The following is a 14,787-nucleotide window of genomic DNA, read 5'->3' on the forward strand; positions in this document are numbered from 1 at the left end:
CTATGCCGAAAGACGTTGCGCGGCAGCGTCGATGCGCTCGTCGGGTGCGGTCAACGCGACGCGCACGTGGTGTGACCCACGCGGACCGTAGAACTCGCCCGGCGCCACCAGGATGCCACGCTCTGCCAGCCACGCGACGGTTTCTCGGCACGGCTGGCCGCGCGTGGCCCACAGATACAACCCCGCCTCCGAGTCGTCGACGGTGAACCCCGCCGATCGCAGCGCCGGCAGCAGCACATCGCGTCGCCGCGCGTAGCGGGCGCGCTGGTCGCGCTCGTGCTCGTCGTCGTCGAGCGCGGCGACCATCGCGGACTGCACTGGCGTCGGCACCATCATTCCGGCGTGCTTGCGCACCGCCAACAACTCCGCCACGAGCGCCGCATCGCCGGCCACGAAACCGGCCCGGTACCCCGCAAGAGACGACGACTTGGACAACGAGTGCACCGCCAACAGCCCGGTGTGGTCACCCTCGCTGACCGACGGATGCAGCACCGACAGCGGTTCGGCGTCCCAGCCCAACCCCAGATAGCACTCGTCGGAGGCGATCAGCACCCCGCGCTCGCGCGCCCAGCCGACGACCTTGCGCAGATGGTCGACGCCCAGCACCTTGCCCGTCGGATTGCTCGGTGAGTTGATGTACACCAGCGCGGGCCGTTGCGGGCCGAGCTGGGTCAGCGAGTCCGCCCGCAGCACCTGCGCTCTGGCCAGCCGTGCGCCCACATCGTAAGTGGGGTAGGCCAATTCGGGCACCACGACGGTGTCCTGCGGCCCCAGACCCAGCAGCGTCGGCAACCAGGCGATCAGCTCCTTGGTGCCAATCACCGGTAACACCGCCGCCTCCGACAGCCGGGTGACCCCGTAGCGACGGGCCAACGCCGCCACGGCCGATTCCCGCAACGCCGATGTGCCGGCGGTAGTCGGATAACCCGGTGATGCGCTCGCCGCCGCCAGCGCATCGCGGATCACCGGCGCCACCGGGTCGATCGGGGTACCGACCGACAGGTCGACGATGCCGTCAGGGTGCGAGCGGGCCAACGCGGTGACGTCGGCCAGAGTGTCCCACGGGAACACCGGCAGCGACGCCGAGCGGAGGTTCCGCACCGCGCGCTGCTCCACGGACATGTGCCCGCCTCGCTGACGAACCGTTATCAGTCCTCGCCCTGGGGCGGCAGATCCTTGACGACCTGCGGGTCGTTCTCGGTCATGCCCACCTTGGACGCGCCGCCCGGCGATCCCAGCTCGACGAAGAAGTCGGCGTTGATCTGGGTGTACTCGCCCCACTGGTCGGGCACATCGTCTTCGTAGTAGATGGCCTCGACCGGGCAGACCGGCTCGCATGCGCCGCAGTCGACGCATTCGTCCGGATGGATGTACAGCATGCGTGTGCCCTCGTAGATGCAGTCGACAGGGCACTCCTCGATACACGCCTTGTCTTTGACGTCGACGCAGGGTTCGGCAATCGTGTACGTCACAGGTTGCTCCTCGATCTCCTGTCCAGCGGGGCTGTTCGTTCTTGGACGGTGGTCTCAGTGTGCCTTATGTGCGCGCTCGCCCTCGGCTAAGGGTGGCGCGTGGTTACTGATACTAAACGTTGCACATACAGGCCGCCTACCGCGACTCCCCTATGCGCCTCAGTGCACTGCAACACGTTGCATATGCCGGCCGCGGGTTTTAGGCTGCCGGCGTGGCATTACCCCACGCGATCCTGGTGGCGTTGAGCGAACAGCCCGGTTCCGGCTACGAGCTTGCCCGCCGGTTCGACCGGTCCATCGGTTACTTCTGGGCCGCATCGCACCAGCAGATCTACCGCACCCTGCGCACCATGGAAGACGACGGCTGGGTGCATGCGACGCCGGTTGTCCAGCAGGGCCGACCGGACAAAAAGGTCTACACGGTCTCCGACGCCGGGCACGCCGAGCTGGCCCGCTGGATCGCCGAACCGTTGTCCGGCCGGGGCAGCACGGTGGCCGACAACCGCACGCGCGAGCTGGCCGTGAAAGTCCGTGGCGCCACCTACGGCGACGTCACCGCGTTGCGCACCCAGGTGATCGCGCTGCGGGCCGAACGGGCCGACCTGCTCGACACCTACCGGGGTTACGAGAAGCGGCAGTTCCCCAACCCGGCGGACCTCAAAGGCGGTGCACTGCACCAGTATCTGGTGTTGCGCGGCGGTATCCGCGCCGAGGAAAGCGCGATCGCCTGGCTCGACGAGGTTGCCGCGGCGCTGGAGGGCACGTGAGCTATCCAAACCTGTTGTCGCCACTGGACCTTGGGTTCACCACACTGCGCAACCGCGTCGTGATGGGATCGATGCACACCGGCCTGGAAGACCGGGCCCGCGATACCGGACGGCTCGCCCACTACTTCGCCGAACGCGCCCGCGGCGGCGTCGGCCTCATCATCACCGGCGGCTACGCGCCGAACCGGACGGGATGGCTCCTCCCGTTCGCCGCACAGATGCTCACCTCGGCAGACGCGCGTCGGCACCGCAGGATCACGGGCGCGGTGCACGCCGAGGGCGCCAAGATCCTGCTTCAGGTGCTGCACGCCGGACGCTATGCCTACCACCCGCTTTCGGTCAGCGCGTCGGCGATCAAGGCACCGATCAATCCGTTCACGCCGCGGGCGCTGCGCAACGTCGACGGTACGATCGCCGATTTCGTGCGGTGCGCGGTGCTGGCCAGGGAGGCCGGCTACGACGGTGTCGAGGTGATGGGCAGCGAAGGGTATCTGCTCAACCAGTTCCTCGCGCCGCGCACGAACAAGCGCACCGACGCGTGGGGCGGCACACCCGAGAACCGGCGGCGTCTCCCTGTCGAGATCGTGCGCCGCATCCGCGCCGCCGTCGGCGAGGACTTCATCATCTGCTACCGCATGTCGATGGCCGACTACGTCGAGGACGGCCAGAGCTGGGATGAAATCCTCGCCCTGGCAAGTGAAGTCGAGGCTGCCGGTGCGACGATCATCAATACCGGCATCGGCTGGCACGAAGCGCGGGTGCCCACGATCGTCACCTCCGTACCCAACAGCGCGTTCGTCGACATCAGCAACGCGGTGGCCGAACACGTCAGCGTCCCGGTGGTCGCGTCCAACCGGATCAACATGCCGCAGGCCGCCGAGCAGATCCTGAACGAGGGCCACGTGCGACTGATCTCGATGGCGCGCCCACTGCTGGCCGACCCGGACTGGGTGCGCAAGGCCGAAAGCGACGCCGCCGATGAGATCAACACGTGCATCTCGTGCAACCAGGCCTGCCTGGATCACGCGTTCGCACGCAAAACCGTGTCGTGCCTGTTGAATCCGCGGGCCGGACACGAGACCACGTTGGTGCTGGAGCCGACGCGGCGCACCAAACGCGTCGCGGTGGTCGGCGCGGGACCGGCCGGGCTCTCCGCCGCCGTCACCGCCGCCCAGCGGGGACACCGGGTCACGCTGTTCGAAGCGGGCCCGACCATCGGCGGCCAATTCGACCTGGCGCGAAGGATTCCGGGCAAGGAGGAGTTCAGCGAGGCCATCCGCTACTACACGACGATGCTGGACAAGCACGCCGTCGACGTGCGGTTGAACACCCGCGCCGACGTCGCGGCGCTTGCGGGTTTCGATGACGTGGTGCTGGCCACCGGTGTGGCGCCGCGGATGCCGGACATCCCGGGCATCGACCATCCGAAGGTGCTCTCCTACGCCGAGGTCATCACCGGCGCGCCGGTCGGCAAGACCGTGGCCGTCGTCGGCGCCGGCGGCATCGGTTTCGATGTGAGCGAGTTGCTGATCACCGACGAGTCCCCGACCCTGAACCTCAAGGAATGGAAGGCCGAATGGGGTGTCGTCGATCCCCAGGAAGCGCGGGGCGCGGTGACGACACCGCTGCCCGCCCCTGCGGCTCGCGAAGTGTTTCTGCTGCAACGCACCAAGGGCGCGCAGGGCACGCGACTGGGTAAGACGGCGGGCTGGGTGCACCGGGCGTCGCTGAAGGCCAAGGGGGTACACCAGCTTTCCGGGGTGAACTACGAACGCATCGACGACGGCGGGCTGCACATCAGCTTCGGCCCGAAGCGGGCCAACCCGCGTTTGCTCGCCGTGGACAACGTGGTGATCTGCGCGGGTCAGGAGCCCGTCCGCGAGCTCGAAGAGTCGTTGCGGCACAACGGGATCACCCCGCACATCATCGGTGGCGCCGCGGTGGCCACCGAACTCGACGCCAAGCGCGCGATCCGGCAGGGCACCGAGGTGGCGGCCAGCCTCTGACAAAACGCACACAAATCGCGGGCGGCCAGATATACCTGCAGCATGACGCAGCGCTGTGCACCGATCCGCAGAGACGCCGTCGTGCATGTCCGCCAGCTCACCGCTGACGAGTTGGACGCCTTGCGCGCGGCGAAGACGATCTTCAAGGAAAGCGCATGGGACGAGTGGCGGACCACCCAGCCGCTGACCTTCGACGGGTTCAACGAAAATTTCGAGGTACCCGTGGATTTCGCCACCGACCTGGTGTCGGTGCCGGGTGTGGTGTCGTGGTTCATCCCGCGCGCCGGCCGCTATGCACGGGCGGCCGTGCTGCACGACTATCTATGGCGCTACCCGGAGCGCACCGGTTGCGACCGCCGCCAGGGCGACTACCGGTTCCGCCGCCAGATGCAGCGCGACGGCGTGAGCCTGCTGCGGCGCTGGATCATGTGGGCTGCGGTGCGGATGGCCGCGATCGTGCAGGGCAAGGGTGGTGCCGGGTGGCAGCGGGATGTGCCGGGCGCGCTGGCGCTGCTGGTGCTCGTCGCGCTGCCCGTCGTTCTGCTACCGGGCATCGCGATCCTCGCCTCGAGCTTCGTGTTCTGGATTCTCGAGACCATCGTCGCGCTGGTGGCTCCCGACGAGACACCGCAGCGGATCCAGTTGAAGACCTGACGCGCTACTGCTGTTTGGTCGCCTCGATCTCGAGGGTGACGGTGACCTTGTCGCCGACCACGGCACCACCGGTCTCCAGCGGCATGTCGATGTCGATACCGAAGTCGCGGCGGTTCAGTACCACCGACGCCTCGAAGCCGGCGACCTCGCCCTGGCCCATACCCGCGTTGACGCCGTTGAACTCCAACGCCAAGCTGACCGGCCTGGTGACGCCCTTGATCGTGAGGTCGCCATCGAGGACGTAGTCGTCGCCGTCCGGGCGTACGGCGGTCGAAGTGAACGTGGCGGTCGGATACTTCTCGACGTCGAAGAACTCTGCCGACCGCAGGTGTGTGTCGCGCTGCTCGTTACCGGTGCTGACCGACGCGATCGAGACCTCCGCGGTCACCGACGGGGTGCCGTCGTCGGCGACGGTGATCGCACCGCTGAAGTCGTCGAACCTGCCTCGTACCTTGCTCACCATCAGGTGGCGTACCGAAAAGCCCACGGTCGAGTGCGCGGGGTCGATCGTCCAGGTGCCGGTGTTCAAGCCGGCTTGCACTGCAGTCGTCATAGTCACTTCTCCTTCGTCCATCGTTGAGGTTGCGGGTAGGCGCATCGCCCACCCTCATCCCGAGTAAACGGACCGTAGTCCGGCACTATTCCCGACTGCGGCGGGCATCCGTGGTGAGCGTGCGCGAATGCGGGTAAATCGCGGCGTGTCGGGGCTCAAACACGCACGCTCGCGATGACGGGGCCGGGGCGGGCCTAGGCCGCCAGCGGGTCGTATGTCGTGGAGCGCTGCCGCGCCCGGCGGCCGATGCCCTCGGCGATCGCCGTCAGCTCCTCGACAGTCTTGGCCGAGCCGAACTCCGAACCGGCCATCCGCGAGATGGTCTCCTCCATCAGCGTCCCGCCGAGGTCGTTCGCGCCGCCACGCAGCATCACTTGTGTGCGCTCGGTGCCGAGCTTGACCCAGCTGGTCTGGATGTTGGCGATCCTGCCGTGCAACATGATGCGCGCCAGCGCGTGCACCGCGCGGTTGTCGCGGTGCGTCGGCCCGGGCCGCGCACCGCCGGCCAGATATAGCGGCGAGCTCTGGTGGACGAACGGCAACGGAACGAACTCGGTGAATCCGCCGGTGCGGTCCTGGATCTCGCGCAGCACCCGCAGGTGGCCGACCCAGTGCCGCGGGGTGTCGACATGGCCGTACATCATCGTCGAGCTCGACGGCAACCCGACTTCATGGGCGGCAGTGACGATTTCGATCCACATCGACGTCGGCAACTTACCCTTGGTCAGCACCCAGCGCACTTCGTCGTCGAGGATCTCCGCCGCCGTGCCGGGGATACTCCCCAGCCCCGCCTCACGCAACGCGGTCAGCCACTCCCGCGTCGAGAGCCCGCTGCGGGCAACGCCGTTGGCGATCTCCATCGGCGAGAAGGCGTGCACATGTATGGAAGGAACCCGGGCCTTGACCGCGCGCACCAGATCGGCGTAGCCCGTCACCGGCAGTTCGGGATCGATACCGCCCTGCATGCACACCTCGGTGGCGCCGGCCACGTGTGCCTCCCACGCTCGGTCGGCGACCTCGTCGACGGACAGCGAGTACGCATCGGCGTCGCCCTTGCGCTGCGCGAACGCGCAGAAGCGACATCCGGTGTAGCAGATGTTGGTGAAGTTGATGTTGCGGTTGACGACGAAGGTGACGTCATCGCCGACGGTGTCATGACGAAGCGAATCCGCCAGGGCGCCAACAGCATCCAATGCCGGGCCGTCGGCCACGGCAAGCGCCAGGTACTCATCGTCGGACAGGCCCGCCGGATCCTGTTCGGCTTTGCGCAGCGCGGCCAGCACGTCGGTGTCGATGCGCTCGGGGGCCCGAGCGGCCAGTTCGTTCACCTTCTCCCGGATCGACTCCCAGTCGCCGAACGCGCTGCCAAGATCGCTGCGGGTGTCGGTCAACCGTCCCGCGGTATCGATGGCCGAATGAAGGTCGGTGCGGCCCAACGACTCCCATGCCTCGTCAGGCTCCTGCCACGGCTGCCCCACGGGGTTGACATCGGCCGCCAACCCGGTCGCCGGATCGGCGAGCGCGTCGACGTGACCACGCACCCGCGGATCGATCCACGCCGCGCCTGCCTGGACGTACTGCGGTTGGGCGGTGAGCCGCGGCATCAGGTCGTAGCCGGCTTCGGCGGTGACCGAGGCCAACTCGTCTAACCCCGGCCATGGGCGCTCCGGGTTGACGTGGTCGGGCGTCAGAGGCGACACGCCGCCCCAGTCGTCGACACCGGCGCCGACCAGCGTCAGGCACTCCGAGCGCGACACCAGGTTCGGCGGCGCCTGCACCCTCATCTTCGGCCCCATCACCAGGCGGGTGACCGCCACGGTCGCGATGAAGTCGTCGAAGGCCGCGTCCGGTGACGACGCCATCGCGGTGTGGTCCTTGGCGCGGAAGTTCTGCACGATGACTTCCTGCACGTGGCCGAACTCCTTATGGGAGCGCCGGATCGCGTGGATGGTTTCGGCACGTTCGGTCAGGTTCTCGCCGATGCCGACGAGCAGGCCCGTGGTGAACGGGATGGACAACCGGCCCGCGTCGGCGAGCACGCGCAGCCGAACCTGCGGGTCCTTGTCCGGGCTGCCGTAGTGCGCCAGGCCTTTGGTCTCGAACAGTCGCCGCGACGTGGTTTCCAGCATCATGCCCATCGACGGGGCCACCGGCTTGAGCCGCGACAGCTCCGACCAGCTCATCACCCCGGGGTTCAGATGCGGCAGCAGGCCGGTCTCCTCCAGTACCCGGATCGCCATCGCCCGTACGTAGTCCAGCGTGGAGTCGTAGCCGCGTTCGTCGAGCCATTGCTTGGCCTCGTCCCAGCGGGTCTCGGGCCGGTCGCCGAGCGTGAACAACGCTTCCTTACAACCCAATTCGGCGCCGCGGCGCGCGACATCGAGGATCTCGTCGGGCTCCATGTACATGCCCTGTCCGGCAGCGCGCAGCTTGCCGGGCACGGTGACGAAGGTGCAGTAATGGCAGGTGTCGCGGCACAGATGGGTGACCGGGATGAACACCTTGCGTGAATAGGTGACCGGGAGGCGGCCGTTGGGGCCGCGTCGGCCGGCGGCCTCGAGCCCCGCGTCACGCACCCGCGCCGCGCTGGCGCACAGGTCGGCGAGGTCGTCGCCGCGCGCGGTCATCGCGATCGCGGCTTCGTCTACGTTGAGCGCCACGCCGTCGCGGGCTCGGCGCAGGACACGCCGCAGGGCGGCGGAGCTCGGGGCGTCGGACTTGGGTGGGACCAACGGATCGGGCAGGTCGGCGCCGCGCTGCGGGTTCAAAGCCACTCTCGTGTAACCCCGACGTCGGCGGCGATCATCCGCCTGTCTCACATATTGAAACGACTGCGCCTGGCATACCGGCCACAGTAGTCCGGTCAGTCCGCCGTGGCGTACACCCCATCTGCGCAATAATCCCCGTAGATTGACAGCAACGTAAGTTCCGCCCACCGCGGCGGCAGGCACCAGAGGAGCCTTGAATGGCCGTACCCGTCAAGTCTGTTCTGATGGCGGGTATCTCCGTCGTCGGAGCCACCGCCATCGCGATCGCCCCGGTTCACGCACCGCTGCCCGATATCGGCACCAGCTACCACTCAGCCCCGGTTCGGGTGGTCTCCGATGAGTTCGTCGAACTGCTCGCGGCGGTCCAACCGGTCACGGTGACCGCGGACCCGGTAGCGCTCAACGCCACCGGCGACGCCATCATCAACGCCTGGAACAGGGTGCTGCCCTGGATCGACTACTGGGTCGAGCTCGCGGCCTACGCCGCCGACTTCATCCCGTTCGGCTACTTCATCCCGATCGGCTACGACATCAGCGCTCAGATCGACATCTTCTACTTCACCCTGATCCGGCCGATCGCCAACAGCTTTGTCGTGGATCTCGTCGCGCCCGTCGTCGACGACCCACTCAACCTCGACAGCTACATCGACGGGTTGTCCACGCTCGGCTCGGTGACGTGGAACTCGCTGCAGAACTTCGTGATTTCGGAGTTCAACTTCTTCTTCGGTTGGCTCATCCCGCCGCTTCCGCCGATCCCGCCACTGCAATCAGCGGTTGAGGAGCCGATGGCGGCGATGTCGCTTGCGGCCACCGAGGAGGAGACCACGGGGCCCGAAGAAGCCGAGCCTGAAGAGATTTCTGAAGAAACCGCCGAACCCGCTCCCGAGACCACCGAGGAGGTCGAGGAGGCCGAGGAGGCCGAAGAGGCCGAAGAGCCGGTCGAGGAAGTTGAAGAGACCGAAGAGATCACCGAGGTCGACGAACTCGAGGACGTCGAGGAGACCCTGGAGACCGAACCGACCAAGTCGACCAACGGAACGGTTACGGCCCAAGGTGAGGTCCGTGGTGCGGACGTCGAGGTCACCGACGCCACGAACGCCGACGACGAGGCGACCGACGAGTCCACGGACAGCGGCGACGCAACCGTGACGCAGTCACCCAGCGTCGACGCCGCCGACGGCGTCGACGGCGACGAAGGCGACAACGGGGATGGCGCGGACGCCGGGGACGGCGGTCAGTCCTAGGGGGTCACGTACCGCCACAGCACCACGGCCGGCGGCAGCGCGCCGAGCACGAGGAGCAGTAACACCGCGTACGCCATGACCCCTGCGCCTCCGAAGACGACGTCGTCACCGGGCCCGCCCAGAAACATCACGGCGACCGTGGCCAGCCAGGTCCACAGCGGCAGCGCGGCGATGCGGGGCGACGACGTCCAGTGCAGCGCCGCCCACACCAGCGCCGCGTTGACCAAACCCGCGAGAAGTGCGCTGATCGGAAACGGCACCGAGCCGATCCGTAATGGCAGAAGGAACGCCGCGCCGATGGCGCACAGCACGCCGTCGAGCGCAAGCAGCGTCAGAACCACCATGCGCAGACGGTCGGTGGTGGTGGCCGGAGGGGTCAGGTCGGGATGCTGTCGAGCAGCGACACCATGGAGCCGATCACCCACTGGAAGTTGTCGAACCGGTCCTGCCAGTGCTGCAGGTTGGGATCGAGGTCCTGGTCCATCTGTCGTCCCTTCCACGCGCCGGTGATGTCGGCAGCTTACCCCTTCGGCTACTGAAGGTTGAGCCCCGCAAGCAGATCGGTCTCCCAGCCGCGGGCATCGCGCTGCCCCGCGGTGCCCGCCGCAAGGACGTAGTGCTCGATCGCGCCGATCGGCAGCGCGATGTTGTTGGACAGCGCGAAAGACCGCCCGTCGGGCGCGACGGTGACCTGTGTGGCGTGGGCACGCAGCGCCGCGGTTTTGGCGGGCAGCTGCTCTTCGACGTCGATGACCGCGTCGATCGCGTCGTCGTCGAAGCCGAACCCCAGGTCGTCGGCGGACACCCGGATCCATCCGGATGGCACGTCGGACAGCGCCGCCAGACCTTCGGCGACGGCGGATTTCGCGAAGACCGACCAGTAGACCTTCGGCACGCTCCACGGTTCGCCGGGATGGTCTACGCCGGCGGCCGCGGCGACGGCGGCCATCGTCACCTCGTGGGTGTGGATGTGGTCCGGATGCCCGTAGCCGCCCTCGGGGTCGTAGGTGACGACGACGTGCGGGCGTAGGTCGCGGATGTGCGCCACCAGCGCGCCGACCGTTTCATGCGGGTCGGCGTCGATGAACCTCTGCCTGTGCCGCGGCGGGGTCCCCGCCATGCCGGAGTCGCGCCACCGACCGGCGCCACCCAGATAGACCGGTTCCTCGAGGCCGAGAGCACGCAGCGCGCCGGTCAGTTCGGCGACGCGGAAGCCCCCGAGTTGGTCGGCTTCGTCGACGGCGAGTTGCGACCACTGCTCGCCGATGACCTCGCCCTCTTCACCCAACGTGCACGTGACCACCCGCACCTGTGCCCCGCGGGCGACGTAGTGGGCGATCGTCGCGCCGGTGGCGATGGTCTCGTCGTCGGGATGGGCGTGGACAAAGAGCAGTCGCGGGGTCTCCATTCGCAACAGCTTGCCCGGTGGCCGCGGAAACCCGCCAGCCATCTCGGTGGATCAGCGATTTCGATCCTCGCGCTCGATCTCCAGCTACCGCATCCGCGCGATTTACAAAGTTTCGCTGATTGTCGATCTAGACATATCGAGCAGATCTGACATCTCCAGAGCTGGGTCCTCCACCTGGCGGGCGCTGCAATAGTTCACCCACCCAATCATCAACGGTGCTGCATAACCGGCCTGACGGCTGTGTCTATTTGCCCTCGAACGACCGAAATAAGGCCGTGATCGACCAGCACGAGAAATGGTTGCACGGACTTCGGCTTAGCCGAACCTAACCCTGGCTAACACATCGGCGCGAAATAAGGCCTCGAGGACACGTCAGGGACCCGAGTTGCGAGCAATCGGTCCCCCTCCTGCCGAAACGGGAGGGGGACCGATCTGTTCTGGTGCGTGGTTACTCGTCGCCGCCCGAGCCGGACTCCGAGCCGCCGGTGTCGCCGTCACCGCCGTCACCGTCGTTATCCGAGTCGCCTGCGGTGTTGTCGGCCGTGCTGACCGTCTGATCGTCGTCGGACGCGTCGCCGCTGTCGCCGGCTTCGCCGCCGCTGCTCAGACCCGTCTGGCCGGGAGTGGCCCTCAGGCTCTCACGGACCTCTCCGGCGCCGGACTTCTCTTCCGATTCCTCGGTCTCCTCGCCTGCGGGCTCCGCCTCTTCGTCTTCCGCCGCGTCGTCGACGACCGTCTCCTCTTCGGCTTCGACCTTTTCGGCGTCGCCGTCGTCATCGAGTGCGGCTGCGACGCCGGACCCGTCGGTGCTTCCGTTGGCCGTCAGCGAACCGGTTTCGTCACCTTCGACCTCGGCCGAAGCAGGGGCGATCTCTGCGGTCTTCGCGCCGGCGTCGACGTTGAGGGTGAGAACCTCGGCCTCCACGTCGGGGGCCTTGTTCGCCGCAAGCGCGGCGTTCGACGGCACGACGATCGGCTGCAGCTGGTCAGCGATCACGTTGCGCAGTCCCAACAGCGCACCGATCGGGCCTGAGGTGAACGGGTTGAGCTGCGGGGTCAGCAGACCCGGAACATCGTTGAAGCCGTTGAGGATCACATCGGCCATGACGATGGGCGCGCTGATCACCGCACCTGCGGCGGTGACGAAGTCACCCGCGGTGACGGCGTCGAAGACCGTCTGGGCGATATCGGCCGTCCCGTTGATGATCGAGTTCACCGGCGCCAGGACGAGCGCCGAGAGCAGCGGGAACACCTGGTTCGGCAGTTCGGCGAACACGTTGGCGATGTTCTGCGTGGTGTTCTGCAGGATGGCCAGCGGCGGCGAGATGAGGCCAAGCAGCGGAAGACCGATGAAGATCAGGGTCGAATTCAGCGTTTCTCCCGCGCCGACGATGTCGCCGGCGGCCAGCTGCGAGGCCACCTCCCGCAGATTGGCTCCGACCTGCTCTACCAGGTCAGGAAGTAGCACGCCGATTTGTTCAGCCGTCGCGGCGACCAGCCCAAAGTTGGCGCCCTGATTGATCAGCACTTGCTGCAGGATGGGCGCCGGGGATGCCGCGAACTGCTGGAAGAGCCCGGACGTGTTGGTCAAGGTGTTCGTGAAGAGATCCGAGAACGCGAGCAGCGGGTTGGACGTCGAGGCGAGTTGCATCGCCGTGCTGACGCTCGGTGCTGCTGCAACCTTGATGTCCGGAACCGGCGGCGCCACCGGGCTGACGGCGATGACACTGGCTCCGACCAACGCCACCCCCGCGGTTACGTAGGGGCGAACGGCTCCCTGCATGGCTTCTCCTTTACGTAGACGTCGACCATGTCAAGCACACGCTACCGGAGAGTCAGTTAACTGTTAACGGTTTAGTAAATTTTGCTTTCAGCGCGTTCCCACTCGTCGCCTCGACGGCGGTTTCTGCGTTCATCGAGTCCTACTGGTGTTTGCTACGCACACTCCGCGCACCGATCACGGACAGTGAAGTTCGCCGCGTCTTCACCTTTTTCACGCAGGCCTCCAGGGCCGCCGGGCAAATAATCCAGGAGCGGTACGTACGCAGGCGGCCCAGAGCTCACCGGGCGCTACCTTTAATGACGCAAATATTAGGCGGTCTGCAAATCACCCGCCAGCAAACACTGCGTCTCGGCTTTGCGTTCAGTTTCGACCGGCCGGCCGCCCGCCTGGCATACATTCACCCGGGTGTCGCGGCCCACCGTGGAGTTCAGCTGCGCGATCGTTATAGCCGACACGCCGGGCGAATTCTTCGATGCCGCGCTCGACCGCCCAGATTGCCAGTACGCCGCTTAAGGCTCAGTCCCCCGGCCGGTTGACGATGCATACACCGCTGCCACCCATTGTCAGCAATCTCGTTTGCCGTCACATCCATTCGGTTTTGGTGCGATTGTGTTGCGCTTTGCAAATCCAGGCAATGAACCGCTCACAAATGACCGCCGGCGCGTCGACCCTCAAATTGCTGCCACGCGATATTTGCCACGGCCGCACCGCCCGCCAAAAACTCGTCAACATTGCCGTATCAACGAAATCTCTTGTACCCATTGCATTTACAGTTTGCATGCATTTGCTCTAGGCTTGCTGGAGCCTTCATGGTTATCCAGTTCGCGGTGGAATAAAGGAGATGCAATGCAAGTTGCTGTTCGCTCAACTGTCACCACAGGTGTTGCGTTGATCGGTGCCGGTGTCATCGCCGTCTCGCCGGTCGCGCCGCCGGTACCCGAAATAGCAGCAACCCCGATTTACGCACCATCGGTGGCGCTGACTGCGACATACGCCGAACTGTTCGACAACACGTTGTCGAGCTTGGGTTACCTGGGCAACGATCTGTTCGAGGAAGGCATCGCGCCGATTCTTCAGCAGGTGGCCGTCAACCAACTCACGATGGTGCAGGACCTCGGTGCAGCCATTCACCGGCTGTTCGAGGCGAGCAATCCCGTCGGTATTCCCGCGACGTTCCGAACGGCGATTGACCAATTAGCCGCCGGGCAGATCCAGGAGGCTGCCGAAACGTTATCCACGGGCGTGATTCTGGCGGCACTTCCGCTACTTCCGCCGTTGCAGGTGCCGATCAACAACCTCGTCGCCGTCATCGATCTCATTCCGCAAATCATTCCGATGGTGGGCATCGGGTTGATCAGCCCGCCGCTTTCACTGTTCCAGGCCACCGCGGAGGCGGTGCAAGACGTCGTCGATGCGGTGAGTGCGGGCGATTTCACCGGCGTCGTCAACGCGTTCATCAACGCCCCGGCCACCATTCTCAATGGGGTGATCAACGGTTACCCCGAGAACGGTTTCCCCGGCCTCATCGGACCGAACGGCGGTGCGCTCGGCGTCATCGTCAACATCCGCGACATGATCCTCGGCGCCATCACTCCGGCCGAGCCGGACGCGGCGAACGAGGCAGCAGAAACCGAGGCCACTGCGGAGACCGCGGCCGTCACAGCCACCACCACGTCCCCGGCCCTGACGGTCAGCCTGGACGTGGAAGCGGCGCCCCCTGCCGCCGAGGTGCAAGCGGCGTCCACGAGCACGGCGACCACGGGCGGCGACGACGAGGGCGACGTGACCCCGGCAACCGATGCCACCGAAGAGGCTGAGGACACCGAAGATGCCGCGGAAGAAGAAGCGGCCGAAGAGGACGACACCACCGAATCAGCGATCGACGAAGAGGTCGACGCCGAGGACCCGCCAGCCGAGGAAGAGACCGAATCCGATGACGGGCGAACGGATCTCTCGGATGGCAACAAGGTGACCCCGGGCGATACGGCCGGCGACGACGCGGACACCGAGTCCGCCGATTCCGGTGACGCCGACGAGCCCGACACCGCGGAGTCAGACGCTGACACCGACAGCGCCGACAGCGACTCGGGTGACAGCGAGTAACTGAAACCGGCCGTCGAGTTCCGGGTTAT

The 14,787-nt window shown here is 66.5% G+C and carries 12 protein-coding genes; 5 read left to right on the forward strand and 7 right to left on the reverse strand.

Annotated elements, in window-relative coordinates; translation table 11 throughout:
- Together dapC and fdxA are read right to left on the reverse strand one after the other, a co-directional pair.
- Positions 1 to 1,122, reverse strand: coding sequence for a succinyldiaminopimelate transaminase (gene dapC, locus ABQE93_RS18965; protein WP_448409558.1), 1,122 nt, complete (start codon positions 1,120 to 1,122; stop codon positions 1 to 3).
- Positions 1,123 to 1,148: 26 nt separating this feature from the next.
- Positions 1,149 to 1,472: a ferredoxin gene (gene fdxA / locus ABQE93_RS18970; protein ID WP_448409556.1), complete on the reverse strand. Its 324-nt coding sequence runs from the start codon at positions 1,470 to 1,472 to the stop codon at positions 1,149 to 1,151.
- Between the two features lie 212 nt (positions 1,473 to 1,684).
- Here fdxA and ABQE93_RS18975 point away from each other — a divergent pair, with 212 nt between their 5' ends.
- Genes ABQE93_RS18975 through ABQE93_RS18985 form a run of 3 tightly spaced genes read left to right on the forward strand, consistent with a single transcriptional unit; the run spans position 1,685 to position 4,899 of the window.
- Positions 1,685 to 2,239, forward strand: a complete 555-nt coding sequence (locus ABQE93_RS18975; protein WP_448409555.1) for a PadR family transcriptional regulator — start codon at positions 1,685 to 1,687, stop codon at positions 2,237 to 2,239.
- Positions 2,236 to 4,245, forward strand: a complete 2,010-nt coding sequence (locus ABQE93_RS18980) for an FAD-dependent oxidoreductase (protein ID WP_448409554.1) — start codon at positions 2,236 to 2,238, stop codon at positions 4,243 to 4,245. The genes ABQE93_RS18975 and ABQE93_RS18980 overlap by 4 nt, the downstream gene beginning before the upstream one ends.
- A 42-nt stretch (positions 4,246 to 4,287) precedes the next feature.
- Positions 4,288 to 4,899 (forward strand): DUF1353 domain-containing protein, encoded by a 612-nt coding sequence (locus tag ABQE93_RS18985; RefSeq protein ID WP_448409553.1) that lies wholly within the window; start codon positions 4,288 to 4,290, stop codon positions 4,897 to 4,899.
- 4 nt (positions 4,900 to 4,903) lie between these two features.
- On the opposite strand, the gene ABQE93_RS18990 is transcribed toward ABQE93_RS18985, so the two are convergent.
- Entirely contained in the window at positions 4,904 to 5,452 is a 549-nt protein-coding gene (locus ABQE93_RS18990; protein ID WP_448409552.1) for a YceI family protein, read from the reverse strand.
- Between the two features lie 194 nt (positions 5,453 to 5,646).
- The gene (locus ABQE93_RS18995) at positions 5,647 to 8,226 is read right to left on the reverse strand and encodes a bifunctional FO biosynthesis protein CofGH (protein WP_448409551.1); all 2,580 of its coding nucleotides are present in this window, start codon (positions 8,224 to 8,226) and stop codon (positions 5,647 to 5,649) included.
- Between the two features lie 191 nt (positions 8,227 to 8,417).
- Here ABQE93_RS18995 and ABQE93_RS19000 point away from each other — a divergent pair, with 191 nt between their 5' ends.
- On the forward strand, positions 8,418 to 9,464 hold the full coding sequence (locus tag ABQE93_RS19000; RefSeq protein WP_448409550.1) for a hypothetical protein: 1,047 nt from the start codon (positions 8,418 to 8,420) through the stop codon (positions 9,462 to 9,464).
- On the opposite strand, the gene ABQE93_RS19005 is transcribed toward ABQE93_RS19000, so the two are convergent.
- From ABQE93_RS19005 to ABQE93_RS19015, 3 genes are all read right to left on the reverse strand, one after another.
- Entirely contained in the window at positions 9,461 to 9,889 is a 429-nt protein-coding gene (locus tag ABQE93_RS19005; protein ID WP_448409549.1) for a hypothetical protein, read from the reverse strand. The genes ABQE93_RS19000 and ABQE93_RS19005 overlap by 4 nt on opposite strands.
- 107 nt (positions 9,890 to 9,996) lie before the next feature.
- Positions 9,997 to 10,872, reverse strand: a complete 876-nt coding sequence (gene mshB, locus ABQE93_RS19010) for an N-acetyl-1-D-myo-inositol-2-amino-2-deoxy-alpha-D-glucopyranoside deacetylase (RefSeq protein ID WP_448409548.1) — start codon at positions 10,870 to 10,872, stop codon at positions 9,997 to 9,999.
- 448 nt (positions 10,873 to 11,320) lie between these two features.
- Entirely contained in the window at positions 11,321 to 12,655 is a 1,335-nt protein-coding gene (locus ABQE93_RS19015; RefSeq protein WP_448409546.1) for a hypothetical protein, read from the reverse strand.
- A 576-nt stretch (positions 12,656 to 13,231) separates the two neighbouring features.
- Between ABQE93_RS19015 and ABQE93_RS19020 the strand changes: the two genes are divergently transcribed.
- Entirely contained in the window at positions 13,232 to 14,758 is a 1,527-nt protein-coding gene (locus tag ABQE93_RS19020) for a hypothetical protein (RefSeq protein ID WP_448409544.1), read from the forward strand.
- Positions 14,759 to 14,787: the final 29 nt, after the last annotated feature.

The sequence above is a fragment of the Mycolicibacterium sp. XJ662 genome (assembly GCF_053484035.1).

What these genes read in the sequence shown, in the direction of transcription:
- dapC (WP_448409558.1), bottom strand. Translation starts at nt 1,122, where the DNA reads ATGTCCGTGGAGCAGCGCGCGGTGCGGAACCTCCGCTCGGCGTCGCTG.
- ABQE93_RS18985 (WP_448409553.1), top strand. Translation starts at nt 4,288, where the DNA reads ATGACGCAGCGCTGTGCACCGATCCGCAGAGACGCCGTCGTGCATGTC.
- ABQE93_RS19015 (WP_448409546.1), bottom strand. Translation starts at nt 12,655, where the DNA reads ATGCAGGGAGCCGTTCGCCCCTACGTAACCGCGGGGGTGGCGTTGGTC.
- ABQE93_RS18990 (WP_448409552.1), bottom strand. Translation starts at nt 5,452, where the DNA reads ATGACGACTGCAGTGCAAGCCGGCTTGAACACCGGCACCTGGACGATC.
- ABQE93_RS19000 (WP_448409550.1), top strand. Translation starts at nt 8,418, where the DNA reads ATGGCCGTACCCGTCAAGTCTGTTCTGATGGCGGGTATCTCCGTCGTC.
- mshB (WP_448409548.1), bottom strand. Translation starts at nt 10,872, where the DNA reads ATGGAGACCCCGCGACTGCTCTTTGTCCACGCCCATCCCGACGACGAG.